Source organism: Methyloversatilis sp. XJ19-49 (assembly GCF_024580145.1).
Lineage (GTDB): Bacteria > Pseudomonadota > Gammaproteobacteria > Burkholderiales > Rhodocyclaceae > Methyloversatilis.
Window position 1 is genome coordinate 101565 of sequence record NZ_JANINI010000005.1, and the last position, 24677, is coordinate 126241.

Sequence of the window (24677 nt, forward strand, 5' to 3'; positions counted from 1 at the left end):
ACCCTCAGGCCTCGTCCGGCTCCGGATCGTCGACCGCCGCGTCGCGCTGCGCGCGGATGCCGGCGATCACGTCAGCCGGCGCCGCAGCCGCGATGCGCGGTGTCGCGTATTCGACGTCGCCGCACTGCGCGCGGTGGCGCAGCGCATGGTCGATCAGCACCAGCGCCAGCATGGCTTCGGCCACCGGCGTCGCGCGGATACCGACACACGGATCGTGACGGCCGTGCGTGTTGACGATGACCGGGTTGCCCGCCTTGTCGATCGAATGGCGGTCGAGCCGGATGCTCGACGTCGGCTTGATGGCGATCGATACGCGCACGTCCTGTCCGGTCGAAATGCCACCAAGCACACCGCCGGCGTTGTTCGACAGATAGCCCTGCGGCGACATTTCGTCCGAATGTTCGGTGCCGCGCTGCTCGACACTCGCAAAACCGGCGCCGATTTCGACACCCTTGACCGCATTGATGCCCATCATGGCGTGCGCGATATCGGCATCAAGCCGGTCGTAAACCGGCTCGCCCCAGCCAACCGGCACACCGGATGCCATGACATCGATGCGCGCGCCGCAGGAATCGCCCGACTTGCGCAGTGCGTCCATGAAAGCCTCAAGTTCGGGCACGATGGCCGCGTCGGGGGCAAAGAAGGGGTTGTCGGCAATTGCCGTGCGGTCACGGTACGCGATGCGGAGCGGACCGAGCTGACTCATCCAGCCGTGGATGTCGATGCCGTGTCGCTCCTTCAGCCACTTGCGCGCGATCGCGCCGGCCGCCACGCGCACCGCGGTCTCGCGCGCCGACGAACGACCGCCGCCGCGGTGGTCGCGGATGCCGTACTTCTGCCAGTAGGCGTAGTCGGCATGCCCCGGGCGGAAGGTTTCGGCAATGTTGCCGTAGTCCTTCGAACGCTGGTCCTGGTTGCGGATCAGCAACGCGATCGGCGCGCCGGTCGTAATGCCCTCGAACACACCTGACAGGATTTCCACTTCATCCGGCTCGCGCCGCTGCGTCACGTGACGCGATGTGCCGGGCTTGCGCCGATCAAGTTCATGCTGGATGTCGGCAGCAGTCAGCGCCAGCCCCGGCGGGCAGCCATCGACCACGCAGCCGATGGCCGGGCCGTGCGATTCACCGAAGGACGTGACACAGAACAGCGTGCCCAAAGTGTTGCCGGACATGGGAAAACCCGCGATTTTTCAAGGCCCGGAGTTTACCATGCGCCCCGGTTGCGCCTTTCCGGCGCACACCACCCGTGATTGCACCCGCCTCGCCATGACGCAACGCTTCGCCCTCATCATCGTGCTCACCATCGTCGCGGGCCTGTGGCTCGACGGGCAGGCCTGCGCCTGGGCACAACCGGTGGTGTCCATCTGGACCTGGATGCTGTTCGCCCTGCTGTGCTGGCGCGCCGATGCCGACCATCGCCGGCTGTGGCTGGTCTGCCTGGCGTGGGCGACCTTCGGCGAAATCGTGCTCGCGCTGGTCTGGGGGCTGTACGAATACCGGCTCGGCAATCTGCCGCTGTTCGTGCCGCCCGGCCATGTACTGCTGTTCGCGCTCGGCATGTGGCTCACCGAGCGGCTGCCCGCTTCACTGCCGGACGCCGTTCCGGCGCTGGGCGCCGGTCTGGTCCTGTCCTTCGCATGGCTGGAAGCCGACACCATCAGTCTGCTGCTGTTCGCCTTCTTCCTGCTGTGCATCCGGTACGGTCCGTCACCCCGGCTGTACGGCACCATGTTCGCACTTGCACTGCTGATGGAACTGTACGGCACCGCGATGGGCAACTGGACCTGGGCGCTGCTCGTTCCGGGGCTGCCGTTTACCGCAGCCAATCCACCGATCGCAGCCGGTGCGTTCTATTGCATGCTGGACTGGCTGGCGGGGCTTGCGATGCGTCGGGACGACGACGCCGCGACGGTCGAGGCGCGCTGAGCCCCGAGTCGGTGGGCGTCAAAGCCCGGTCATTCGCCGTACTGCGGCGAAATACATCCGGTAGGGCAGCAGTCGCAGCAGCAGCAGCCAGCGCGTGAAGCGGTGCGGAAAGTGGATGTGGAAGTCGCCGCGGGCGAGGCCGTTCAGGATATGCCCCGCCGCTTCGTCGGAGGAAATGAGGGCCGGCATCTTGAAGTCGTTCTGAGCGGTCAGCGGTGTTTCGACGAAGCCGGGGCAGACCAGATGCACGCCCAGCCCGCGCGGCCGCACGTCCATGAAGAGCGTTTCGGCGAAATTGATCAGCGCCGCCTTGGTCGCACCGTAGATGATGGCCTTCGGCAGGCCGCGATAACCCGCCACGCTGGACAGGATGACCATCGCACCCGACTGCGCGGCGAGCATGCCGGGCAGCACTGCGGCACAGCCCTTCATGACGGCGGCGACATTGGTGTTCAGCGTGGCGTCGATGTCGGCCGGATCCAGTTCCCAGGCACGCACCGCCTGATAGCGAGCGGCGACGAACAGCACGGCATCGATGCCGCCCCAGCGCGCGGTCAGCGTGGCGGCCGCATGCGCCAGTGCGTCGGGTTCGGCCACGTCGAGCGGCAGCACCACGGCCTGGGGAGACAGCGAACCCAGCTGCGCGAGCTTGTCCGCACTGCGCGCCGACAACGCCACCCGGGCGCCGTCGGCCATCAGCCGTCGCGCCAGCGCTTCGCCGATGCCGGACGATGCGCCGATGAGCCAGACGCGTTTGCCCGACCAGTCGGCCAGCGGCGGATTCAGCGGCGCAAACATCAGGGCGCGCCGCGAGTGAACGACAGCGTCACCTCGCCGAGGTGGAAGCCGAATTTGCTCATTGCCGAGCGGTTGAGCATCACCTTGTCGTCGATCATGTACATCCAGTCGTCGAAGTCGACGTTGTAGACGCTGCCATCGACCGGCAACGCCAGCACGTAACGCCAGCGCAGCGCACTGCCGCTTGCCTCGCCGGTCGCTTCGCCGACGACATCGTCGGCACGGCCAATGTAGCGCCCGTTGCCCAGATCCCTGATGGTCCACACGCGGCGGCTGGTCGTGCCGTCGCTCCATGAAAAGTGTTCGTCCAGCGTGCCGGTGTCGCCTTCCCAGCGCGCCTCGATGCGCACCGTGAACCGCTTGATCACCTCGCCGCCTCGGTCCTGGAACATGCCCCAGCCATTGACCGTGCCGTTGAAGTAGGTGCGCAGGTCCATGACAGGCTTCTGCCCTGCATAACGATCGACCGCCACGCCGCCACATCCGGCCACCAGTACGGCAGCGCACAACGCACCGATGAAGCTCCGCATCCGCCAGAACATCGATTTCACGATTTCAGTCCTCCGTATTCGGCTTCGGTTGCCATGTCCGTTCCCGCTGGGTTGTTCAATTCGGGTTCCACTCCCGGTTCAAGCCAGTCCGCATGGCGCCACAGCAGCACGCAGGCGGCTGCCTTGAGCACCAACGGCACCAGCCCATAGACCGCAGCCAGCGCCAGTCGTGCATCGGCATCGGTGGCGCCCGGCTGATAGCCGAGCACGCCCAGCAGCGGCAGTGCCAGACCGGCTGCCAGCGCCAGATTCATCTTGGTGACGAAGTTCCACACGCCGAAGCTGCCGCCAGCCGACAGCGGTTCATCGCGCCGGCCGACCAGACCGGCCACCAGCGCCGCCGGCAACGCGAGGTCGGCACCGAGTGCGATGCCCGAAGCTGCACAGATCAGCATGAAGGCCACGTCATCACCGGGGCCGAGCGTGAACGCCCACGCGAAGACCGATATCGCGAGCACCATCGACGCTGCCCAGCTGCGCGCGCGGCCGTAGCGGTCCGACAGGCGTGTCCACAAGGGCAGCGCCAGCACGCCGGCGACGAAGTACAGCGCGAGAAACAGTCCTTCCCGCTCCGCTGCGCCAAGCACGTCGGCGATGAAGAACAACACGAGGGTGGCCGGAATCGCCGACGCGATCCCGTTGAGCGCAAACACCGCGAGCAGGCGACGGAAGCGCCGGTTCTGCAGCACCTCGCCCAGCACTGCACGCAGCGGCTCGTGCCGCATCGGCTGTACGCGGCTCGCCTCCGGCACGGCAAACAGCGTGATGACGGCACTCACCGCCAGCAGCGGCAGCCAGTACAGCACCGCCTGCCACAGACCCTGCGCCGCATCCGGCGACAGCAAGCCCGGCGCGATGGACGCCGCCACGACACCGACCAGCGCACAACCCTCGCGCACCGCGACCAGCCGGGTGCCCAGGGCCGGCGTCGCCGACAGTTCGGCGCCCCAGGCGTAATAGTTGATGGTGCTGATGCTGTAACCGGCATAGACCAACGCCAGCGCACCGATCAGCCAGAACACCGGATCGGTGCCTTCGGCCGGACGCACCAGTGCAAGCAGCCCGAGCGCCAGCGGCAGCAAGCCCATCCACACGAGGCGACGACGGCCACGCGCGCGATCACTGGCGGCGCCGATCAGCGGGTCGATCAGGGCGTCGAGCAGACGCGCTGCGAACAGCACGATGCCGAGCACGGTCAGCGATACACCGAAGCTGTCGGCGTACAGCTTCGGAATGTGTACGTAGATGGGCAATGCCGCGGCGGCCAGCGGTGCGCCGAGCACGCCATAGGCAAACAGGCGCGCAGATCTCAACTGGACGGGAGCGATTCGGCCAGCAGACGGGCGCGCAGCTTCGGCTCGCGGGTGCGGGCGTCAAGCCAGATGGCGAAGAAGGCATCGGACAGCGCCTTGTCTTCGATGGCCGGCAGTTCCACGCCCTGATGGAAAAAACGCGCGCTGCCATCCGTCATCTTCACGCCGGTCAGCACGTCGCCGTCCTTCACGTCGGGGAACACGCCGGTCAGGATGTCCTTCCAGCGCGCCAGACGCTTCTTGTCGCGTTCGCCCAGCCGCTTGATCTCGTCGATGCTGGCTTCGGCCAGCTTGTAGCCTTCGAACGAGCGGGCATAGCGGATGCTCAGCGCAAAACCGCCGTCCGGCGAATAGCTGCCACCGGTTGCCCACAAGGAGGCGTCATACAGCTTGAAGCCGAACCAGCGCATCTCACCCTTGCCGAGCGGTTTCAGGTCGGGCAGCACGTCGCCGGCCCCCGCCAGAGGCTGGGCGGACGCGATGCCGGCGACCATCAACAACAAGGCAAGCACTCTGCGCATCAGGTTTTCTCCAGATGAAATTGATGAACATCGATCGAACCGGCACGGAAACCGGCTTCGCAATACGCCAGATAGAAGCGCCACAGCCGCTGGAAGCGACGATCGAAACCCAGCGCGCGCAAGGCGTCTGTGCGCGCTTCGAAGGTGGCGCGCCAGCGTGCCAGCGTCAGCGCGTAATCGAGCCCGAAGCGGAAGTCGTCGCGGACGTGCAAGCCGACCTTCTCCGCCTGCTGCACGAACACGCTGGGCGAGGGCAGCATGCCGCCCGGAAAAATATACTGCTGGATGAAGTCAGTTCCTTTACGGTAACGCGCAAACAGATCGTCTGCGATGCTGATCGTCTGGATAACCGCCTGACCACCGGACGCCAGCAGGCTGTCGAGCTTGGCGAAGTAGGTCGGCCACCAGCGCTCGCCGACGGCTTCGAGCATTTCGATCGATACGATGTGCGACGCCTTGCCGCGCAGGTCCCGGTAATCACGCAATTCACAGGTCGCGCGGTCGGCATAGCCGCCACGCTCTGCGCGCTGTCGCGCCCATGCGAGCTGTGCGGGAGACAGGGTCACACCATGCACGCGCGCACCGGCACGCTGCGCCGCGACCTCGGCAAAACCACCCCAGCCGCAACCGATCTCGATCACGCTGTCGTCGGCCGACAGCCCCATCACGCGCGCGATGCGCTGGTACTTGGCGAGTTGCGCTGCTTCCAGATCGCGCCGGGAGTCGCCTTCGTACAGAGCGCTCGAGTAGGTCATGCTGCCGTCCAGCCACAGACCGTAGAACTCGTTGCCCAGATCGTAGTGGGCAACGATGTTCCGGCGGCTGCCTCGTCGTGTGTTCGCGCGGCCGAGATGGCGCATGCGCGCAAACACCAGTGCCAGCAGGTTGCCGTGCACCGCGCGCTGCAGCGCGTCGCGGTTCTGGGCAAACAACGTCAGCACACGGCCGAGTTCGTCGGTATCCCACAGGCCGTCGAACCAGGCTTCGCCAAGACCGATGTCGCCGCGCGCGATCACGCGGTCGAACACCCCCCAGTCGAGGATGCGCATTTCGACCGGCTGACCTCGGCCGCCGAAAGACACCATTTCTCCGTCCGGAAGAGACATCATCAGCCAGCCGTGCTCGATGCGTTCGAGCAGCTTGAATACATGGCGCGCGGCCGATGGGAGCTTTCCGTGTCGCGCAAGCGCGACCATGGCATCCGGTTGGTTCATCGGGTCAATTCCTGTACTGGAGGAGCCGGTTTTCTGAAAAAGGGCACATGCGCCCGCCACAGGTGAAAGGCCTGGATGTGTATGCGCGCAATCACACCCAGTGTCATCAGCGGGAAAGCCGCCAGCGCACGCCACGCGACGGCACGACTCATCGGCACGGCGCGACCTGAGACACGGGTACGCAACTGCCGTTCCGCGCCTTCGAAATAATCGATCGCCACTGCATGCTGGCTGCCGCGCTGGTCGAAACGGAAGCGGTAGCGACCGCTGACCGGAAAGAAGGGCGACACGTGAAACACCTTGCGTGTCTCCAGCCATTCGCCGTTCAGGATGGGGCGGCGGTCGTCGTGCGACACCAGGTAGGCATGGCGTTCACCGAAGGTGTTGCTCACCTCGCACAGTACGGCGCGCAAGGCACCTCCCGCGTCGTGACAGAACCAGAAGCTGACCGGGTTGAACACATAACCGAACAGCCGCGGCATGGTTTGCAGGACCACGTCCCCATCAACGCCGGCCAACCCCTCCTGCGCCAGCAATGCGCGTATCCACGGCAGCGGATGCGATCCGTCGCGTGCGCCGTGGTCGCGGAAGTGCAACGACAAGGGCGCCCAGCGGTTCAACGCCAGCATCGGAATTTTCGATGAACCCAGCGTATCGAGTCGGAAGCGCATGAAAAACAACTGATACGCGAAGCGGCGACGAACCCGTGCGGTCCGCTCATGCATCACTGCGCCGCGGCACAGGCTGACATCGCTGGCAGCCATCATGCAGCCAGCACCGGCTCGCTGCGTTGCCAGGGCACGTCGGCACCGAGTTGCCGCGCCACGCGCACCGCCGAGGACAGACCGTCCTCGTGAAAGCCATAGCCCGTCCAGGCGCCGCAGTACCAGATGCGATCGCGGCCCTGGATCTCGGGCAACCGCTGCTGCGCATCGATCGCCGGGCCATCGAACAGCGGGTGCGCGTACTCGATACGTGCGATCACGCTGGCCGGATCAGGTTCGATGAACGGGTTCAGCGTCACCACGACAGGCTGTCTGAACGGCAGCGGCTGCAGGCGGTTCATCAGGTACGACACGCTGACCGGCCGTTCGTCAGGTGCGCCTTCTCCCGCCAGGTAATTCCAGGCCGACCAGACGCGGCGGTTGCGCGGCAACAACTGTGTGTCTGTGTGCAGCACTGCATGGTTGGGCTGATAACGTATGGCGCCAAGCAGCCTCCGTTCCGCCTGTGTCGCAGCGTCGCCCAGCAAGGCCAGTGACTCATCCGAATGGCTGGCCATCACGATCTGGTCGAAGCATTGAGGCGCGCCGCCCGCGTCGATCCACACGCCGTCTTCTGCCCGGCGTACACGAGTGACTGCAGCACCACGTCGCACGTCCGATAAAAGAGCAGCCAGCTTTTTCACGTACTCGCGCGAGCCGCCACGCACGGTGAGCCACTGCGGTCGGTCATTCACGCGCAGCAACCCGTGGTTGTGGCAGAAGCGGGCAAACGTGGCGAGCGGGTAGGCCATCATCGTGCGGGTCGGACAGGACCAGATCGCCGCCGCCATCGGCAGCAGATACCAGTCCCGGAAAGCCTCGCTGTAACGATGCTTCACCAGGAACTCGCCGAGCGAAAGATGCTCGGCGCTGCCATTGGCTGCCCGCTCGGTCACTTCGCTGTTGAAGCGCATGATGTCCTGCAGCATCCGCCAGAACCTGGGGCGGGCCAGATTCGCCGGCTGCGCAAACACGGTGGCGAGGCTGCTGCCGCTCCACTCGATGCCGGAGTCGCGCAGGCTGACGCCAAAGCTCATCTCGCTGTCCGCGATGTCCACACCCAGATGAGCGAACAAACCGCAAAGATGCGGGTAGGTCGCCCGGTTGAACACGATGAAACCGGTATCCACCGGGTGGCGTACGCCATCCAGTTCGACGTCCAGCGTGTTCGAGTGACCGCCGAGGCGGTCGTGCTGTTCGAACAGGGTGACCTGGTGTTCGCGCGAAAGCAGCCATGCGGCTGCGAGTCCGGAGATTCCGGAACCCACGACTGCAATCCTCATAATTCTCCTGGAAACCGCATTGGATGATGGGCGGCAGGACCCTCCCGCCGCACCAGGCGTAACTTTACCTTGACACCACCCTCGAACGGCAAATTGACACCCGCTTCAACGCGCGAGCGCAGCCTCTATGGCGGCGATCATTTCTGGCGATTCCGGCGCCACATTGCTCGGAAACGACGTGATCGTGCTGCCATCTCTCGCAATCAGGTACTTGTGAAAATTCCATGCCGGTTCAACGCCGGTCAGGCGCGTGAGGTCGGAATAAAAGGGATGGCGCTGCGCCCCTTTCACGACGGTCTTCGAGAACATCGGAAACTTGACGCCATAGGTCATGCTGCAGAACGCCGCGATGTCCTTGTCGCTGCCCGGTTCCTGATTGCCGAAATCGTTTGACGGAAAACCGAGCACGGTAAATCCGCGCGCACCGAAGCGTGACTGCAGTTTTTCCAATCCATCGTACTGCCGGGTGAAGCCGCAGCGGCTTGCGGTATTGACGACAAGCAACACACGGCCGCTGAATTCGCACAGCGACTTGGGTTTGCCATCGAGCAGGCCGGGCAGCGATCGATCCAGCAGTGTCGGACAGGCTTCAGCCATGGCGGCTCCGGTCGTCAATGTCAAGAGGACAGCAAGCAGCCAGTCAGCGCGACGCACGACTGAGCTCACAACAGCGTACCGTCGTTTCGGAAAACGCCGGCGGCAGGAAATGGATGCCCGTCACCGCGCGATGCAAGTGAATGAGTGTTTCGTTGGGCGTCGGTTTGTGCGCAGCACCTGCCGGCACTGCCAGTTCGACCTGCGCAGGCTTCGCCGCGGCCGACGGCTCGTCTGCACCCGGCAAGCGTGCCAGGCACACACTGGTGAGCGCACCCGCTCCTGCGAAAAGAAGTCCCGCGACAACAGCGTGTTTCATGACTGACCCCCAATTTTGTCCTGGACAAAACCCTCTGTAGCTCTTAATCTAGGGCTCATTGAACGCTTTGTCAATGGTTTGTCCAGGACAATATGAAACACGACGCCAACGGGTCTGGTCGATTGACGATCAGCGCCGTCGAACGCGAAACAGGCCTTCCCAAAGACACACTTCGCGTGTGGGAAAGGCGTTACGGGTTCCCTCAGCCCGCCCGAGATGAAGCGGGCGAGCGTCTGTATACGCAGGAAGACGTCAATCGGTTGCGCCTGATCCGCAGATTGATCGACCACGGCTGGCGGCCAGGCAAGCTGCTGGCCGCCAGCGAGGCGGATCTGCAGCGGATCATCGAGGCAGAACGCGTCGCGAGCACGTCAGTTGCGCCGGATGGTGGCGTGCCGACGGACGAAGTACTTGCGGCAATACGGCGCCACGATGTGCCTGCACTCCGCGACCTGTTTCAGCGCACCCTGCTCGAGCGGGGACTGCAGGCCCTGGTTTCGGATCTGGTCGCGCCGCTCAACGTGGTCATCGGCGAAGCCTGGATACGCGGCGAACTGGGCGTTCCCGAAGAGCACTTCTACACCGAGCAGGTGCAAAGCTTCCTGCGCGGCACCCTCGCCGGTTACACCCGACCGGCCGCTCCGCCGCGCATCCTGCTCACGACACTGCCGGAGGAGGAACATGGCCTCGGGCTGCTGATGGTGGAGGTAATGCTGGCGTCCGAGGGCGCGCAATGCTGTTCGCTCGGACCCCGCATGCCACTCACCGACATCCGCACATCGGCCTTGACCTCGGCGGCCGACATCGTCGCGCTCTCCTTCAGCGCCGCTTACCCGCTGCGTCTGGCACTCGCCGGCGTTCGTACCCTGCGCGACTCTTTGCCGGACACGGTGGATATCTGGGTCGGGGGCGCGGGCGCGCACGAGCGACTGGCAGGCATCCCGGGCGTATCAGTCATCGGTGCCATCCGCAGCGTGCCCGACGCATTGGCCGAGTGGCGTGCGGCCAGGTTTCCCGATTCGTCCATCGTCGCCCTCAACTGATGCACGGACTCTCCCGGCGCGTGCCAACCGGCCGGGAGTTTCTCCTGAAATATGCACCGGGCAAGCCGCTCCGTCTCGATAGCGTCGCTTTCATCCGTCTATTTCATTTACCGGCAACGCGCTGAACGTGGTTTGATCTGATCGGTCGCACATGTACAGCATTCATCATGCTGACTTGTGCTGGCGTAAAATGGCGTTTTCCCGAGGAGCCCGCCCATGCTCTACCCCGAACTGTTCAAGTCACTCGAATCCGCCCGCTGGGACATGGACAAAGACGTGCCTTGGGACGGTTTCGATGCGTCGCTGCTGTCGGACGAACAGGCGCTGACCATCAAGATGAATGCCATCACCGAGTGGTCGGCGCTGCCGGCGACCGAAATGTTCCTGCGCGACAACCGCGACGACTCCGACTTCTGCGCCTTCATGTCTGTGTGGTTCTATGAGGAACAGAAGCATTCGCTGGTGCTGCTCGAATACCTGCGCCGCTTCCGACCCGACCTGTCACCGACCGAGCAGGAACTGCACGAGGTGCGTTTCGAATTCGATCCCGCACCGGCACTGGAAACGCTGATGCTGCATTTCTGCGGCGAAGTTCGGCTGACCCAGTGGTACCGCCGTGCGTCGGAATGGCACACCGAGCCGGTCATCAAGCACATCTATGGCCTGCTGTCGCGCGATGAGGCGCGGCATGGCGGCGCCTATCTGAAGTACATGAAGCGTGCGATCGAGCGCACCGGCGACACCGCGCGTGCAGCGTTTTCCAAGATCGGCATGCTGATGGCAGCCAGTGGGCGCGCCGGCAAGCCGCTGCACCCAACCAATCTGCATGTCAGCAAGACGCTGTACCCGCGCGACACGATACAGTCCCGCCTGCCCGACCCTGACTGGCTGGAGCACTGGCTGGACCAGCAGATCCGTTTCGACAAGGACTGCGAGGCGCGCGTCATCGGCGGCATCCTGCGCAATCTCAGTTCGCTGTTCGGCGAAAGTTTCAAGACCATCGGCGACCTGAACCGCTTCCGCAAGCAGTTCGCCACGGCAGCTTGATGCAGGGCGGGATCCCGGCTTTCGAGGCCAAACTGTGCGCACCGACCGACCTGCCGGCGCGTGCAGCCGATCTTCCCGGGCCGCGGGTATTTACCAACGGTTGCTTCGACATCCTGCATCGCGGTCACGTGACCTGCCTCGCGCAGGCGCGCGCGCTCGGTGGGTCGCTGATCGTGGCGTTGAACTCCGATGCATCGGTACGCCGGCTCGGCAAGGGCGATGATCGTCCGGTCAATCCGCTGGACGACCGCGCCGCCGTGATCGCGGCACTGGAATCGGTCAGTCTGGTCACCTGGTTCGACGCCGATACCCCGCTCGACCTCATTCTCGCCTGTCGTCCCGAAGTGCTGGTCAAGGGCGGCGACTGGGCGATCGAGCGCATCGTCGGTGCGCACGAAGTGCTGGCGCGGGGCGGCCGCGTCGAATCCATCGCCTTCGAGCACGAACGCTCGACCACCGGGCTGCTGCACAAGATCCGCCGCCTCTGATCGCGCTGGCGGGCACACGGCATCGCACCATAACCGTGCATACCGGGGCTCGACCCTTATCATCCGGCTTGACCGCCACCCGTCCGTCCGCCCGTTCCGATGAAACAACTGCTTGAATCCCGTCTCGTTTTTCTGCCGATGCAGCGCTCGCTTTTCATCTGCTGCGTCCTGATGTCCTTCTCGGCGCTTGCTGCGCCGATCGTCGAAGATACGATGGCGCAGCGCGTACTCGCCTGTACCGGCTGTCACGGCGCCGAAGGTCGCGCTGGCCCGGACGGCTACTACCCGCGCATCGCCGGCAAGCCGGCCGGCTATCTGCACAACCAGTTGCTGAACTTCCGCGACGGGCGTCGCCAGTACCCCTTGATGTCGGAACTGCTTCAGACGCTTGGGGACGACTACCTGCGCGAGATGGCCGACCACTTCGCCGCGCTCGACCTGCCCTACCCGGCTGTGCGCGCCACCGGCCCCAATGCCGCACTCGGGCGCGGAGAAAAACTGGTGCGCGAGGGCGATGCAGCGCGTGACCTGCCAGCCTGCGCCAGCTGCCATGGCGACGCACTGATGGGTGTCGCGCCCGCGATTCCAGGCCTGATCGGCCTGCCGCGCGACTATCTGGCTGCCCAGCTTGGTGCGTGGAAAAACGGCATCCGACAGGCGCATGCACCGGACTGCATGGCACAGATCGTCAAACAACTGAGCGCGGACGACATCGGCGCGGTATCGCAATGGCTGGCTGCGCAAACCGTGCCGGCCGGCGCCAAACCCGCTGCCCTGCCGGCGCGCGATCTGCCGCTGCGCTGCGGTGGCGTGCCAGCGTCGCAGACGGCCGGGGGCGCCGCACGATGAAGCGCGCCGCACTGATCCTTCCGCTGCTCGCGCTGCTGGCGGCACTGGTCTGGTGGTCGACCGGTCACGACACCGGCGCCGACGCGCAGCCGGTCGCCGACGCCTCCCGCTCCGCTGCGCCGCCGGCCGAACTCGTCGCACGCGGCGAGTATCTGGCGCGCGCCGGCAACTGCATGGCCTGCCACAGCGCGCGCGGCGGCACGCCATGGGCCGGCGGGCGCGCCATCGACACCGCATTCGGCACCTTCTACACCAGCAATCTCACCCCCGACCCCGACACCGGCCTTGGCCGCTGGACGGCCGACGATTTCTGGCGGGCGCTGCACGAAGGTCGCTCGCGCGATGGTCGGCTGCTCTATCCGGCCTTTCCCTACACGAGCTACACCCATGTCACGCGCGAAGATTCCGATGCGCTGTGGGCCTATCTGCAGGCGCTGCCCGCGAGCCGGCAAGCCAGCCGGCCGCATGTGCTGCGTTTCCCGTACGACTCGCAGGCCGCGCTGGCCGCCTGGCGCACGCTGTATTTCAAGCCCGCCGTTTTCCAGGCCGACGCGTCGCAGTCTGCCGCCTGGAACCGCGGCGCCTATCTTGTGCAGGGGCTCGGCCACTGCAGCGCGTGCCACGCGCCGCGCAACGCGCTGGGCGCCAGCGAAGACGCGGACAAGCTGGCTGGCGGGCTGATGGCCGGCCAGAACTGGTATGCGCCATCGCTGGGCTCACCGCACGAGGCGGGCGTGCAGGACTGGAAACGCGAAGCGGTCATCGCGCTGCTGCGCGACGGCATTTCGCACAACGCGTCGGTCGCCGGACCGATGGCCGAGGTGGTATTCGGCAGCACGCAATATCTGTCCGCCAGCGATCTGGATGCGATGGCGACCTATCTGCAGGGGTTGCCTGCGACGGCTCCGGTGACAGTCGCAGGCAGGATCGTCGCGCTCGAAGATGCGCAGCGCGCCCGCGCTGCGCAGTTGTATGTCGACCACTGCGCAGGCTGCCATGGTGAAAACGGCGAAGGATCCGGCAACATCTACCCGGCGCTCGACGGCAACCGGGCAGTGACGCTGGACCCGCCGGCCAATCCGCTGCGCATCGTGCTTGGCGGCGGTTTCGCCCCGGCCACGAGAGGCAACCCGCGCCCCTTCGGCATGCCGCCGTTTGCTGCCAGTCTCAGCGACGAGGACATCGCGCTGGTCGTGTCACACATCCGCGGCAGCTGGAGCAATGGCGCAAGCCCGGTCAGCGTGATCGACGTGCAGCGCTACCGTGGCAATCTGCGCTGAGCGCACCGCCTAACGGAGCGTGAAGACGCACCCTGCCTGAGCGCTCGCCCCTTCTTCGGGAGCTGCGCGGCGGTGTGGGGAAAGAAGCTCGTGCGAGCTGTCTCTGTGGGAGCGGCGGCCCCGCCGCGATACGCACTCTGCACAACGATGATCGCAGCACTGCTCGCCGCCCGTTAAGCCGGCTGGCCATGCAAGGCCAGCCGTGGAGAGCCGCCGCGGCGACAGCCCCGACAGCGATCAGCTGTTTCGGATGCGCGCGACCAGGGCGTCCATGTACTGTTTCGTCGTCGCCTTGCCGCCCAGATCGCCGGTGCGCACATTGTCGATGTTGAGCGTATCGGACACCGCCTTGCGGATGATGTCGCCCTTGTCCTGCAGTTTCACGTGGTCGAGCATCAGCGCGGACGCCAGCACCAGCGCCGTCGGATTGGCAATGCCCTTGCCGGCGATGTCCGGCGCCGAGCCATGCACCGCCTCGAAGATCGCCGCGTCAGCGCCGATATTGGAGCCCGGCGCCATGCCCAGGCCGCCGACCAGGCCGGCAGTCAGGTCGGACAGGATGTCACCGAACAGGTTGGTGGTGACGAGTACGTCGAACTGCCAGGGGTTCATCACCAGCTTCATGCAGCAGGCGTCGACGATGACCTGTTCGAACTGGATGCGGCCCTTGTAGCGCTCTTCGTACATCTGTTCGGCGGTCTCCAGGAAGATGCCGGTCAGCGCCTTCATGATGTTGGCCTTGTGTACCACGGTCACCTTCTTGCGGCCGAGCGCGATCGCGTGTTCGAACGCGTATTCGAGGATGTGGCGCGCGCCCTGGCGGGTGTTCACGCCAGTCGACATGGCCACCGCATGCGGGTCACCCTCGATCGGAATGAAGTGCTCGTAGCCCATGTACAGGCCTTCGAGGTTTTCGCGGCAGACGATGAGGTCGATGTTGTCGTAGCGGCCGCCAGGGATCAACGTGCGCGCCGGACGGATGTTGGCGTACAGCTTGAACGCCTCGCGCAGGCGTACGTTGATCGAGCGGAAGCCGCCGCCGACTGGCGTCTCGAGGGGGCCCTTCAGGCCGAGTCGGGTGCGGCGGATGCTTTCCAGCGTCGCCTCCGGCAACGGATCGCCATGCGTCTTGAGCGCGCCCATGCCGGCCGGCTGGGTATCCCATTCGAACGGCGCACCGACAGCGTCCAGCGCAGCCAGCGCGGCGTCCATGATTTCGGGGCCGATACCGTCACCGGGTATCAGGGTGGCGGGAATTTTCTGCGCACTCATTCGGGGTCTCCTGTCATGGTTATGCATCGCCGTACGTCAGCGCCGGGTTGGCGCAGCGTCCGGAAATGTGGGAAGGCCGAAGCAAGAAACCTGCCCCGGCGGGGTCTGGCGGCACGTACCGGCAGACCCGATGTTCATGCCGGCGCGACCGGCTCGATGGCGCGCCATACCGTGGCGCCGCCGCTGGCCTTGTCGATCTCGGCCAGCACGCGCTCGTGCTCCGAACGCTCGGCCTCACTCGCCTGCACGCGGCGCAATGCACCGGAAATGCGCGTTGGCGCGGCACTGCGCACCGTCGCGGAATCCGGCTCGAGATCGATGATCAGGCTTTCCTGACCGCGCGTCATCGCCAGATAGACTTCGACCAGCAGTTCGGCATCGCGCAGCGCGCCATGGAACTCACGGTGCGTGTTGTCTATGCCGAAGCGCTCGCACAGTGCATCGAGGTTGGCCCGCTTGCCGGGGAACATGTCGCGCGCCATGCGCACGGTATCGATCGGCGGACCGAGGGTAATGTCACGCAGCGGCGACAGGCCGAGCATGTTGAACTCGTTGTCGATGAAACCGACGTCGAAGGCGGCGTTGTGGATGACCAGTTCGGCATCGCGCACGAAATCGACAAACTCCGCCGCCACATCGCGGAATTTCGGCTTGTCTGCCAGAAATTCCGTCGTGATGCCGTGGATCGCGACTGCGCCTTCCGGCACGTCGCGTTCCGGATTGACGAAGCGATGCAGTTGCCGGCCGGTGCGCTTGCGACCGACCATTTCGACGCAGCCGATTTCGATCAACCGGTCGCCGTTCTGCCATTCCAGTCCGGTCGTTTCGGTGTCGAGGATGATCTGGCGTTTCATGGAAGGGTAAGTCCGGGAACAGGTCGGGCCACTGCGCGGCGCATTCTACAGCCAGCCGTCGCGCTCACGCGCCGCGCACGGGAATCGCGTCACGCGCCAGCCGGTCGACGCGCTCGTTTTCCGGGTGGCCGGCATGACCCTTGACCCACTTCCACTCGACTTCATGCACCCGTGCCGCCGCATCGAGCGCCTGCCACAGGTCGACGTTCTTGACCGGATCGCCGCCTGCCGTTTTCCAGCCCTTGCGCTTCCAGCCGTGTATCCACTCGCTGATGCCCTTCTGTACATACTGCGAGTCGGTATACACCACGGCGCGCACCGGCTTCTTCAGTGCATTGAGCGCCTCGATCACCGCCATCAGTTCCATGCGGTTGTTCGTGGTCGCGCGCTCGCCGCCCGACAGTTCGCGTTCGACGGCGCCGCACTTGAGCAGCGCGCCCCAGCCGCCCGGGCCCGGGTTGCCACTGCAGGCACCGTCGGTGTAGATGATCACGTCGTCCAAGACTTGCTCCAGGTTCAGGTACCGAACTTGCGGTCCGGCACGGTATTGCGACGAGCGCTGCCGACGCTGGCCACTGCCCGCGCGGCAGCGCGGCGGTCGCTCCATTGCGGCGTGATGAGGCGCATGCCGTGCACACGCTTGACACCCTGCAGTACGTACGCGCCACCCAGAAACGGCCACCAGCGGTCCCCGGCGGATTCGATGAAACTCCAGCGCGCCAGCCATTTTTCGCTGCGTACCGGCGGACGGTAGCAGCCGAAACAACCCGCCTGCGTGTCCAGGCTGAGCAGCTTGAACCAGTCGCGCAGGCGCGGCACCGACAGCCAGTCGCCATTCCACGGAAAGGGTTCGCGCTCCTGCAGGCGCCGCCGTGCGCCCCACAGGCTGAACGGGTTGAAGCCGGTCACCAGCACCTGCCCTTCCGGTACCAGCACGCGCTCCACCTCGCGCAGCACGGCGTGCGGGTCGGCGGCAAATTCGAGCACGTGCGGCAGTATCACGAGATCGACGCTGGTGGCCGGAAACGGCAGATGTACCGGATCGCACACCAGCGCCGGCGTCGGACCCGGGCCCGCATCGTCGCTGTACAGCTTGAACGGCATACGGTTGGCACGCAGATAGTCGTGCTGCAGCAGGCCGATCTGTACCGCGTTGTAACCGAACACGTCGGCCACCATCCTGTCCACCTGTGCGTGCTCCCAGCGCTGGACGTATTGTCCCTGCGGGGTATCCAGCCATTCGTGCAAACCGGGAATCGACATGTTTTACGGGGCGGTGGATCGTGACGCGTGAGACGGACGCATTGTCATTGCTTCAGCCTCACGCCAGAATCGGGCGCATGAAGATATATCCGATACCCGCGTTTGGCGACAATTATCTTTGGCTGGTCGCAAACGGAACACGCGCGCTGGCGGTCGACCCGGGTGACGCCACGCCGGTACTCGCGGCACTCGACCGACACCGCCTGACGCTCGACACCATCCTGATCACGCACCATCACGGCGACCACATCGGCGGCGTCGCCGAACTGGTGCGTCGCACCGGCGCACGCGTTTACGGGCCCGCCGACGAGCGCATTGCCGAAGTGACCGATCCCGTGACGGAGGGCCGGCGCATCGACCTGCCCTGGCTGGGCGTCGCCCTGACCGTGCTTGAAGTACCCGGCCACACGCGCAGCCACATCGCCTGGTACGGCGACGACGCACTTTTTTGCGGCGACACGTTGTTTGCCGCCGGCTGCGGCCGGCTGTTCGAAGGCACGGCGGAACAGATGTGGCACTCGCTGTCGCGCATCGCTTCGTTGCCGCTGCACACGCGCATCTACTGTGCGCACGAGTACACAGAATCCAATCTGCGCTTCGCACTGGCGGTCGAACCGGACAACCAGGCGCTGATCGCCCGCGCCCGGCGCGTTGCGAAGCTCCGGGCCGCCGATCAGCCCAGCGTGCCGTTCGCGCTGGCCGAAGAGCTCGCGACCAACCCCTTCCTGCGCGTGCGCGAGGCAGCCATCATCCGCGCCGCCGAGGCACACGCCGGCCACAAACTTAAATGCCCGGTCGACGTGTTCGCCGTACTTCGGGAGTGGAAGAACGGTTTTTGACGAGGCGTCGCCGCCGCGATTCACTCCACGGCGATTTCTGGCACCTTGTAGCCGACGCGGTCACGACCGCCGGACTTGGCGGAATAGAGCGCGAAGTCGGCCTCTGCGAGCAGGCTTTGCGGACCGCCGCTTTCCTGCCCGGGTGTCGTGCTGGCGACGCCGACACTGATGGTCAGCTTGCCGCCCGGCACCGCGCGATGTTCGATACCGAGCGCACGGATCGAGTCGCACAGGCCCTCGCCCACCCGGCGTGCGCCACCCAGATCGGTTTCCGGCAGCACCAGCGCGAACTCCTCGCCGCCGTAGCGCGCCACCAGATCACTCGGTCGGCGAGATACCGCGAGCAAAGCATTGGCAACGTTTTTCAGGCATTCGTCGCCTGCGATGTGACCGTAGGTGTCGTTGTACTGCTTGAAATTGTCCACATCGACCAGCGCCAGCGCGATCGGCCGCTTGTAGCGTGCCGCGCGACGCCATTCGCGCATGATGGTTTCGTCGAGCTGACGGCGGTTGGCCAGCCCGGTCAGGCCGTCGAGCGAACTCAGCCGGGTCAGTTCCTGATTGGCGGCATCGAGCTTTCGCGTCAGCACCACCAGCGAATAGCGCATCTGCAGGATGCGCTGCATGGCGCGTACCTTGGCCGCCAGCACGACTTCGCTGACCGGCTTGAACAGGTAGTCGTCTCCGCCGGCGGTGATGCCCTGCACCAGATCGGTGTCGGCGGTACGGGCGGTCAGGAAGAGGATGGGCGTCCATTCGCCTGACTGCTCGATGGCGCGGATGCGTCGCGCGACCTCGTAGCCGTCGATGCCCGGCAGCACCACATCGAGCAGCACGATGTCCGGATTGTGTTCACGGAAAGCAGCAATGCCCGATTCGCCGTCGGTGGCTGCAATGGGCAGTATGCCCATCCGTTCGAGATGCTGACTGATGACGGCGAGCCCCGTCTGGGAATCTTCAATGATCAGCGCTTTCATGGACATACCCTTTTTTCCGCATCATAAGCCACGTGCGCACCGCGCGTGCGGGTGTCTGAAGAAACGAAACTATGTGCGCCCCACGCGGTCCGTTCCGGGTCTCTTCATCGGTTCTTCAACGCCGGCAGCGTCCGCAATCAGGTTTGACGCTGCATGCTCCGGGTGGCTAGCATTCGGGGTTTGGCTCTTTCGCAGCAATGCCGCTTCTCATCGATTCCCTCCTGCGCCGCGCCGCACTCCTGCTGTCGGGCCTGCTGCTCGCCGGCTGCGCGGCCACCGGTGTGGTCAGCGAGAATTCCGGCGACGCGTCCGTTGCACGGTCATCCGTCAGCACGCCGGAACGCAGCCGTGTGATGAAGAAACCGGGTGACACCAGCCGCACACCAGGCATCAAACCGGGCAAGGCCGAACCGATCCCCTTTCCGGAACCGACCGAAATCGTCCGGGCACCGGAAGATGAAATCAAACCGGTCGACCTCACCCTGCCGCCGGACGACCTGTGGGAACGCATCCGCAAGGGCTTCGGCATGGCCGACCTCGACCATCCGCTGGTCGCCGAACACCAGGCCTGGTATCTGAATCGACCCGACTACTTCCGCCGCATGTCCGAACGGGGCCGGCGCTACATGTTCCACATCGTCGAGGAGATCGAAAAGCGCGGCCTGCCGACAGAGCTGGCGCTGCTACCCATGGTGGAAAGCGCGTACAACCCCGAGGCACTGTCGGTCGCCAAGGCGTCCGGTCTGTGGCAGTTCATTCCGTCCACCGGCAAGCTGTACGGACTCGAACAGAACGCGCAGCGCGACGACCGGCGTGACATCGTCGCCTCAACCCAGGCAGCGCTCGAATACCTGCAGAAGATCTACGAGATGCACGGCGACTGGCATCTGGCGCTGGCGTCGTACAACTGGGGCGAAGGCGCGGTCGGGCGCGCCGTGCTGCGCAACCAGGCGGCCGGCCTGCCGACCGACTATGCCTCGCTGAACATGCCGGCCGAAACCCGCCATTACGTACCCAAGCTGCAGGCGCTGAAGAACATCATCGCGCAGCCCGAACTTTTCGGCATCGAACTCGAATCGGTCGAGAACAAGCCCTATTTTACCCAGGTGGCCGAAGCGCCATCGATGGACCTGGCCACTGCTGCCCGACTGGCCGACGTGCCGGTGGCCGAAATCAAGGCGCTGAACCCGCAGCACAAGCGGCCGGTCATCCGCACTGGCAAGGGCGGCGCCCAACTGGTACTGCCTGCACATGCGGTCGAGACCTTCATGGCCAATCTGGACAACCGCAACCCGGACGCTGCACCGACCGCCGGCGCGCCCTGGCGCACCTATACGCTGGGGCCAAAGGAAACGCTGGCCACGGTGATCCGCCGCTTTGGTGTCAGCGAATGGCGGCTGCGCCGCTTCAACGGCCTGTCCCCGACCGTGCGCATCGGCCCGGGCAGCACTTTGCTGGTGCCGGACGAAAACAGCAGCCTGTCGCTCGACGGCGGCAACGCCGAAGAAGCGCCGCGCCTGGGTGTCGACAAACCAAAGTACAAGCGCGTGAAGCGCAACGGGCGCTGGGTGAGCGTGCCGATCAAGCCAGTCTCGAACACGCAAGCCGTGAAGTCGGGCGCGCAGAAGAAAAAGGTCAGCGCACCTGCCGCACGGAAGAAGTCGGTGATCCCGGCCGGGAAACCAGCGAAAGGCAAGTAGCGGTCGGGCTTGCGCCATGCCGGCGCGGCGACCTGTGGGAGTTGTCCCTGTGGTGGCTGCCCTGTGGTGGCTGCCCTGTGGTGGCTGCCCTGTGGTGGCTGCCCTGTGGTGGCTGCCCTGTGGTGGCTGCCCTGTGGGAGCGGCGGCCTCGCCGCGATACGCACTCTGCACAACGATGGTCGCGGCACAATCGCGGCGAGGCCGCCGCTCCCACAGGGGGCGCTCCCACAGGCCGCCGCTCCCACAAAAACCCCGCGGTTCGCCGCAGCGCGTTCAGTCCGCGAACCAGCACGCCACAGCCTGGCGACCATCATGACCTTCGAGCACCGGCGCATCCGTGCCGCAGCGCGCCTGTGCGCGCGGGCAGCGCGGGTGGAAATGGCAGCCTGAGGGCGGATCGGCCGGCGACGGCAGGTCGCCGGTGAGCTTCTGCGGCACGGCAGCGGCGTCGAGGTCGGCACGCGGCACGGCCGACAGCAGCGCCTTCGTGTAGGGATGACGCGGCGCGCCGAGCACCTGGTCAACGCTGCCGATCTCGACGATGCGCCCGAGGTACATCACCGCCACATCGTGCGCGAGGTGTTCGACCACCGCAATGTTGTGCGTGATGAACAGGTAGGCCAGCCCCATGTCGCGCTGCAGCCGACCCAGCAGGTTCAGGATCTGCGCCTGCACCGACACGTCGAGCGCGGAAGTGGGTTCGTCGCACACGATCAGCGCGGGCTGCACCGCCAGCGAGCGCGCGATGGCGATGCGCTGACGCTGGCCGCCGGAAAACTCATGCGGATAGCGATCGGCCATGTCGGCACGCAGGCCGACCTGTTCGAGCAGGCGCGCCACCGCCACGCCGTCGCCGCCCTGCTGCAGCGCGCCCATGCCCTCGCCGATGATTTCGCCGACCCGCATGCGCGGGTTCAGCGAGCCGTACGGGTCCTGGAACACCATCTGCATGCGCGCGCGCAGGCTGCGCAGCGCGCTCTTCGAAAGACTACCGACATCCTGGTCATCCAGGCTCACGGTGCCGCCGGTCGGTTCGATCAGGCGCAGGATGGCCTTGCCCACCGTGGTCTTGCCGCACCCTGATTCACCGACCAGCGCCAGCGTGCGACCCGGGCGGATGTCGAGCGACACGCCATCGACCGCCCGCACATGACCGACCACCCGCTGCAGCACACCGCGACGGATCGGGAAATGCACTTTCAGATCGCGTACCGACAGCAAGGGCGCCTGCGCTGCCTCGATGCCGCCATCGGCCGCGACCAGCGTCACCGCCGTCGCCAGCGGCGCAGCGCGCGCCGTCTCCGCCGGGTCGTACAGATGGCAGCGCACACGCTGCGCCTCGCCCGCCTCATGCCAGGCCGGCGCTTCGTCATGGCAGCGCGACCAGGCCTGCGGACAGCGGTCGGCGAAGCGGCAGCCGGAGAAGGCGGTGGTCAGCGGCGGCACCGAACCGGGGATGGTCGCCAGCTCACCGCGGCCGTGGCGCGCGGCATCCGGCAGCGCATCGAACAGCAGCTTCGAATACGGATGCGCCGGCCGCATGAAGAAGGCGGCACGCGGCGCCTGCTCGATCAGCTGGCCGGCGTACATGACACCGATCTGGTGCGCCATGCGCGCCACCACGCCGAGGTCGTGCGTGATCAGCAGCACCGCCATGCCGCGCTCGCGCTGCAGCCGCGCCAGCAGGTCGAGCACCTGCGCCTGTATGGTCACGTCGAGCGCGGTGGTCGGCTCGTCGGCAATCAACAGGCGCGGCTCGCCGGCCAGCGCCATGGCGATCATCACGCGCTGCTTCATGCCGCCGGAAAACTGGAACGGGTATTCGTCGAGCCGCCGCGCCGCGTCGGGAATGCCGACCGCGTTCAGCAGCTCGAGCGCCCGGGCGCGCGCCGGTGCGCCGCGCAGGCCGCGATGGGTAGCCAGCACCTCGCCGATCTGCTGCAGCACGGTAAGCACCGGGTTAAGGCTGGTCGCCGGCTCCTGGAAGATCATCGCCATGTCGCTGCCGCGGCTTTCGCGCATCTGCGCTTCGGTCAGCGTGGTCAGTTCGCGCCCGGCCAGCTTCACCGAACCGCCGGCGATGTAGCCGACGTCGGGCAGCAGGCGCATCAGCGCACCGGCCGTCATCGACTTGCCGCAGCCGGACTCGCCGAGCAGCGCCATGGTTTCGCCGGCACGCACCTCGAAGTCGAGGCCATCGACCGCGCGCGCGATGCCGGCCGGCGTATCCAGTTCGGCAACCAGGCCGCGCACGTCGAGCAGCGGCTCGACGGCGTGTCTCACGTCGGGTCCGCTCATGCTGCCACCTTCTTCAGGATGCGCCGCGCGCGCCACTGGAAGCGCGGATCGAAGGCGTCGCGCACCGCGTCGGCGAACAGGTTGGCCGCCAGCACCAGCGCCAGCATCAACACGAAGGCGGCGGCCAGCGACCACCACACGACCGGCTCGCGCGACAGCTCGAGACGCGCGGCATTGATCATCGTGCCGAAACTGTTCATCGAACTGTCGACGCCGATGCCGATGTAGGACAGCACGGCTTCGGACAGCACCAGGCCGGAGAAATCCATCACCAGCGCGATCAGCACGATGTGCATCAGGTTCGGCAGGATGTGGCGCGCCATGATGCGCGCGTCGCCGACGCCGAAGGCGCGTGCCGCCTGCACGTAATCGAGTTCGCGCAGCTTCAGCGTCTCGGCGCGCAGCAGCCGGCACAGGCCGGTCCATGAGGTGAGGCCGAGGATGAAGCACAGCGCCAGCAGCCGGGCGTCGGCGCGTTCGGCGGCGGTTTCGAACCATTCGGGGTGGGTGTCGATGATGACCTGCATCATCAGCACCATGGCGGCAATCAGCAGCACGCCCGGAATGGAGTTCAGCACGGTGTAGAGGTACTGGATCGCGTCGTCCCACCAGCCGCCGCGGAAACCCGCGATCAGGCCGAGCGCGACCGCCAGCGGCAGCGTCACCAGTGTGGTCAGCGTGCCGATCAGCAGCGCGGTGCGCACCGACTTGAGTGACAGATAGAGCACGTCCTGCCCGACCTTGTCGGTACCGAACACGTGGTAACCCGCGGACCAGGCTGCGGTGACGCCGCCGATCACGCACAGCACGGCGAGCGTCACGAACACTGCGCGCCAGGCGATCGGCCGGGTCGCCGCGGTGTCCGGCCGCCACACGGTGCGACAGGTGGCGCCGTAGGGGGCACCGCGCGCGAGCGCCATCCATCCGACCGCCACACCGACCACCACCGCCCACAGCAGCAGGCCGTAGAACGCACCGCCTGCTGCGCGGCGCGCGAGATCGCTGTCGCGTCCGGCCACATCTTCAAGGTGCGCGCCACCCCACTTCAGTCGCGGGTAGTCGCGCGTCTGCACGCCGTCGCGCTCCATCGTTTCCTTCGCGAAGGCGTGCGTGGCCAGCGGCGCGGAGTAGGTCTTTTCCTTGTTCAGCCGCAGGTCGGCCACCAGCGCGTCGAGCACCGACAGCACCTCGGGCGCGTACTGCACTTCGCTGCTGCCTTCCTGCGCCGGCAGCCGTGGCTGGAAATGCAGAGAATCGAGCAGCCCGACGCTGATGAAGGCCGCCAGTATCGTCGCCGACGCCATCGCCACGCCCGACTCACCCACCCGCCGCCAGGCGCGGCGCAGGTAATCCTGCCGACGACAGTAGACGGCGAGCGCGATGCAGCCGGCGACCATCGCCCACAGCAGGATGTCGGACCACAGAAGGAGCGGTTTGAAATCCATGTCAGCCGTGCCTCGCAGCGGGCAACGAATGCAGTGA

24 protein-coding genes are annotated in these 24677 nt (G+C 65.9%); 8 read left to right on the forward strand and 16 right to left on the reverse strand.

What is annotated here, in order from left to right:
- Positions 1-4 precede the first annotated feature (4 nt).
- Positions 5-1174 (reverse strand): chorismate synthase, encoded by a 1170-nt coding sequence (gene aroC, locus NMQ16_RS07810; protein WP_257079969.1) that lies wholly within the window; start codon positions 1172-1174, stop codon positions 5-7.
- Positions 1175-1211: 37 nt separating this feature from the next.
- Here aroC and NMQ16_RS07815 point away from each other — a divergent pair, with 37 nt between their 5' ends.
- Entirely contained in the window at positions 1212-1928 is a 717-nt protein-coding gene (locus NMQ16_RS07815) for a hypothetical protein (RefSeq protein WP_257079970.1), read from the forward strand.
- Positions 1929-1946: 18 nt separating this feature from the next.
- On the opposite strand, the gene NMQ16_RS07820 is transcribed toward NMQ16_RS07815, so the two are convergent.
- The 8 genes from NMQ16_RS07820 to NMQ16_RS07855 all read right to left on the reverse strand — a co-directional run bounded on the left by NMQ16_RS07820 (position 1947) and on the right by NMQ16_RS07855 (position 8969).
- Positions 1947-2726, reverse strand: a complete 780-nt coding sequence (locus NMQ16_RS07820; protein ID WP_257079971.1) for an SDR family oxidoreductase — start codon at positions 2724-2726, stop codon at positions 1947-1949.
- A complete protein-coding gene (locus tag NMQ16_RS07825) occupies positions 2726-3268 on the reverse strand; it encodes a DUF3833 domain-containing protein (protein ID WP_257080128.1) in 543 nt (180 codons plus the stop codon). The genes NMQ16_RS07820 and NMQ16_RS07825 overlap by 1 nt, the downstream gene beginning before the upstream one ends.
- Before the next feature lie 5 nt (positions 3269-3273).
- Positions 3274-4590, reverse strand: a complete 1317-nt coding sequence (locus NMQ16_RS07830) for an MFS transporter (protein ID WP_257079972.1) — start codon at positions 4588-4590, stop codon at positions 3274-3276.
- Positions 4587-5111, reverse strand: coding sequence for a chalcone isomerase family protein (locus tag NMQ16_RS07835; RefSeq protein WP_257079973.1), 525 nt, complete (start codon positions 5109-5111; stop codon positions 4587-4589). The genes NMQ16_RS07830 and NMQ16_RS07835 overlap by 4 nt, the downstream gene beginning before the upstream one ends.
- Positions 5111-6325, reverse strand: a complete 1215-nt coding sequence (locus tag NMQ16_RS07840) for a cyclopropane-fatty-acyl-phospholipid synthase family protein (RefSeq protein WP_257079974.1) — start codon at positions 6323-6325, stop codon at positions 5111-5113. The genes NMQ16_RS07835 and NMQ16_RS07840 overlap by 1 nt, the downstream gene beginning before the upstream one ends.
- Positions 6322-7092 (reverse strand): DUF1365 domain-containing protein, encoded by a 771-nt coding sequence (locus NMQ16_RS07845; protein WP_306441735.1) that lies wholly within the window; start codon positions 7090-7092, stop codon positions 6322-6324. Before NMQ16_RS07845 ends, NMQ16_RS07840 begins: the two co-directional genes overlap by 4 nt.
- Positions 7089-8357 (reverse strand): FAD-dependent oxidoreductase, encoded by a 1269-nt coding sequence (locus NMQ16_RS07850; RefSeq protein WP_257079975.1) that lies wholly within the window; start codon positions 8355-8357, stop codon positions 7089-7091. Before NMQ16_RS07850 ends, NMQ16_RS07845 begins: the two co-directional genes overlap by 4 nt.
- Before the next feature lie 120 nt (positions 8358-8477).
- Positions 8478-8969 (reverse strand): glutathione peroxidase, encoded by a 492-nt coding sequence (locus NMQ16_RS07855; protein ID WP_257079976.1) that lies wholly within the window; start codon positions 8967-8969, stop codon positions 8478-8480.
- A 408-nt stretch (positions 8970-9377) separates the two neighbouring features.
- Between NMQ16_RS07855 and NMQ16_RS07860 the strand changes: the two genes are divergently transcribed.
- The 5 genes from NMQ16_RS07860 (at position 9378) to NMQ16_RS07880 (ending at position 13992) form a co-directional block, all read left to right on the forward strand.
- Positions 9378-10328, forward strand: a complete 951-nt coding sequence (locus NMQ16_RS07860; RefSeq protein ID WP_257079977.1) for a MerR family transcriptional regulator — start codon at positions 9378-9380, stop codon at positions 10326-10328.
- A 216-nt stretch (positions 10329-10544) separates the two neighbouring features.
- Positions 10545-11375 carry a ferritin-like domain-containing protein gene (locus NMQ16_RS07865; RefSeq protein WP_257079978.1) on the forward strand — a complete coding sequence of 277 codons (831 nt, stop codon included), beginning with the start codon at positions 10545-10547 and terminating at the stop codon, positions 11373-11375.
- A complete protein-coding gene (locus NMQ16_RS07870; protein ID WP_257079979.1) occupies positions 11375-11863 on the forward strand; it encodes an adenylyltransferase/cytidyltransferase family protein in 489 nt (162 codons plus the stop codon). Before NMQ16_RS07865 ends, NMQ16_RS07870 begins: the two co-directional genes overlap by 1 nt.
- A gap of 99 nt (positions 11864-11962) precedes the next feature.
- Complete coding sequence (locus NMQ16_RS07875; RefSeq protein ID WP_257079980.1) at positions 11963-12712, forward strand: c-type cytochrome; 750 nt, start codon at positions 11963-11965, stop codon at positions 12710-12712.
- Positions 12709-13992, forward strand: a complete 1284-nt coding sequence (locus tag NMQ16_RS07880) for a cytochrome c (protein ID WP_257079981.1) — start codon at positions 12709-12711, stop codon at positions 13990-13992. The genes NMQ16_RS07875 and NMQ16_RS07880 overlap by 4 nt, the downstream gene beginning before the upstream one ends.
- 237 nt (positions 13993-14229) lie before the next feature.
- On the opposite strand, the gene NMQ16_RS07885 is transcribed toward NMQ16_RS07880, so the two are convergent.
- The 4 genes from NMQ16_RS07885 to NMQ16_RS07900 form a co-directional block, all read right to left on the reverse strand.
- Positions 14230-15264, reverse strand: a complete 1035-nt coding sequence (locus tag NMQ16_RS07885) for an isocitrate/isopropylmalate dehydrogenase family protein (protein ID WP_257079982.1) — start codon at positions 15262-15264, stop codon at positions 14230-14232.
- Positions 15265-15398: 134 nt separating this feature from the next.
- A complete protein-coding gene (gene dnaQ / locus NMQ16_RS07890) occupies positions 15399-16118 on the reverse strand; it encodes a DNA polymerase III subunit epsilon (RefSeq protein WP_257079983.1) in 720 nt (239 codons plus the stop codon).
- A 64-nt stretch (positions 16119-16182) separates the two neighbouring features.
- The gene (gene rnhA, locus NMQ16_RS07895; protein WP_257079984.1) at positions 16183-16620 is read right to left on the reverse strand and encodes a ribonuclease HI; all 438 of its coding nucleotides are present in this window, start codon (positions 16618-16620) and stop codon (positions 16183-16185) included.
- A 14-nt stretch (positions 16621-16634) separates the two neighbouring features.
- Positions 16635-17381 (reverse strand): class I SAM-dependent methyltransferase, encoded by a 747-nt coding sequence (locus NMQ16_RS07900; RefSeq protein WP_257079985.1) that lies wholly within the window; start codon positions 17379-17381, stop codon positions 16635-16637.
- A gap of 77 nt (positions 17382-17458) precedes the next feature.
- On the opposite strand from NMQ16_RS07900, the gene gloB reads away from it, so the two are divergent.
- Positions 17459-18220, forward strand: a complete 762-nt coding sequence (gene gloB / locus NMQ16_RS07905) for a hydroxyacylglutathione hydrolase (RefSeq protein ID WP_257079986.1) — start codon at positions 17459-17461, stop codon at positions 18218-18220.
- Positions 18221-18240: 20 nt separating this feature from the next.
- On the opposite strand, the gene NMQ16_RS07910 is transcribed toward gloB, so the two are convergent.
- Entirely contained in the window at positions 18241-19197 is a 957-nt protein-coding gene (locus NMQ16_RS07910; RefSeq protein ID WP_257079987.1) for a diguanylate cyclase, read from the reverse strand.
- Between the two features lie 197 nt (positions 19198-19394).
- Here NMQ16_RS07910 and NMQ16_RS07915 point away from each other — a divergent pair, with 197 nt between their 5' ends.
- Positions 19395-20897, forward strand: a complete 1503-nt coding sequence (locus NMQ16_RS07915; RefSeq protein WP_257079988.1) for a transglycosylase SLT domain-containing protein — start codon at positions 19395-19397, stop codon at positions 20895-20897.
- 273 nt (positions 20898-21170) lie between these two features.
- Here the strand turns inward: NMQ16_RS07915 and NMQ16_RS07920 are convergent, their stop codons facing one another.
- On the reverse strand, positions 21171-23195 hold the full coding sequence (locus NMQ16_RS07920) for an ABC transporter ATP-binding protein (protein ID WP_306441737.1): 2025 nt from the start codon (positions 23193-23195) through the stop codon (positions 21171-21173).
- Positions 23192-24640 carry an ABC transporter permease gene (locus tag NMQ16_RS07925; RefSeq protein WP_257079990.1) on the reverse strand — a complete coding sequence of 483 codons (1449 nt, stop codon included), beginning with the start codon at positions 24638-24640 and terminating at the stop codon, positions 23192-23194. The genes NMQ16_RS07920 and NMQ16_RS07925 overlap by 4 nt, the downstream gene beginning before the upstream one ends.
- Positions 24641-24677 lie beyond the last annotated feature (37 nt).

Bases quoted from the DNA above. Each gene is read 5' to 3' on its own strand.
- aroC (WP_257079969.1), bottom strand. From the start codon at position 1,174: ATGTCCGGCAACACTTTGGGCACGCTGTTCTGTGTCACGTCCTTCGGT.
- NMQ16_RS07815 (WP_257079970.1), top strand. From the start codon at position 1,212: ATGCGCCCCGGTTGCGCCTTTCCGGCGCACACCACCCGTGATTGCACC.
- NMQ16_RS07820 (WP_257079971.1), bottom strand. From the start codon at position 2,726: ATGTTTGCGCCGCTGAATCCGCCGCTGGCCGACTGGTCGGGCAAACGC.
- NMQ16_RS07825 (WP_257080128.1), bottom strand. From the start codon at position 3,268: ATGTTCTGGCGGATGCGGAGCTTCATCGGTGCGTTGTGCGCTGCCGTA.
- NMQ16_RS07835 (WP_257079973.1), bottom strand. From the start codon at position 5,111: ATGCGCAGAGTGCTTGCCTTGTTGTTGATGGTCGCCGGCATCGCGTCC.
- NMQ16_RS07840 (WP_257079974.1), bottom strand. From the start codon at position 6,325: ATGAACCAACCGGATGCCATGGTCGCGCTTGCGCGACACGGAAAGCTC.
- NMQ16_RS07845 (WP_306441735.1), bottom strand. From the start codon at position 7,092: ATGATGGCTGCCAGCGATGTCAGCCTGTGCCGCGGCGCAGTGATGCAT.
- NMQ16_RS07855 (WP_257079976.1), bottom strand. From the start codon at position 8,969: ATGGCTGAAGCCTGTCCGACACTGCTGGATCGATCGCTGCCCGGCCTG.
- NMQ16_RS07860 (WP_257079977.1), top strand. From the start codon at position 9,378: ATGAAACACGACGCCAACGGGTCTGGTCGATTGACGATCAGCGCCGTC.
- NMQ16_RS07865 (WP_257079978.1), top strand. From the start codon at position 10,545: ATGCTCTACCCCGAACTGTTCAAGTCACTCGAATCCGCCCGCTGGGAC.
- NMQ16_RS07870 (WP_257079979.1), top strand. From the start codon at position 11,375: ATGCAGGGCGGGATCCCGGCTTTCGAGGCCAAACTGTGCGCACCGACC.
- NMQ16_RS07875 (WP_257079980.1), top strand. From the start codon at position 11,963: ATGAAACAACTGCTTGAATCCCGTCTCGTTTTTCTGCCGATGCAGCGC.
- NMQ16_RS07880 (WP_257079981.1), top strand. From the start codon at position 12,709: ATGAAGCGCGCCGCACTGATCCTTCCGCTGCTCGCGCTGCTGGCGGCA.
- NMQ16_RS07885 (WP_257079982.1), bottom strand. From the start codon at position 15,264: ATGAGTGCGCAGAAAATTCCCGCCACCCTGATACCCGGTGACGGTATC.
- dnaQ (WP_257079983.1), bottom strand. From the start codon at position 16,118: ATGAAACGCCAGATCATCCTCGACACCGAAACGACCGGACTGGAATGG.
- NMQ16_RS07900 (WP_257079985.1), bottom strand. From the start codon at position 17,381: ATGTCGATTCCCGGTTTGCACGAATGGCTGGATACCCCGCAGGGACAA.
- gloB (WP_257079986.1), top strand. From the start codon at position 17,459: ATGAAGATATATCCGATACCCGCGTTTGGCGACAATTATCTTTGGCTG.
- NMQ16_RS07910 (WP_257079987.1), bottom strand. From the start codon at position 19,197: ATGAAAGCGCTGATCATTGAAGATTCCCAGACGGGGCTCGCCGTCATC.
- NMQ16_RS07915 (WP_257079988.1), top strand. From the start codon at position 19,395: ATGCCGCTTCTCATCGATTCCCTCCTGCGCCGCGCCGCACTCCTGCTG.
- NMQ16_RS07920 (WP_306441737.1), bottom strand. From the start codon at position 23,195: ATGAGCGGACCCGACGTGAGACACGCCGTCGAGCCGCTGCTCGACGTG.
- NMQ16_RS07925 (WP_257079990.1), bottom strand. From the start codon at position 24,640: ATGGATTTCAAACCGCTCCTTCTGTGGTCCGACATCCTGCTGTGGGCG.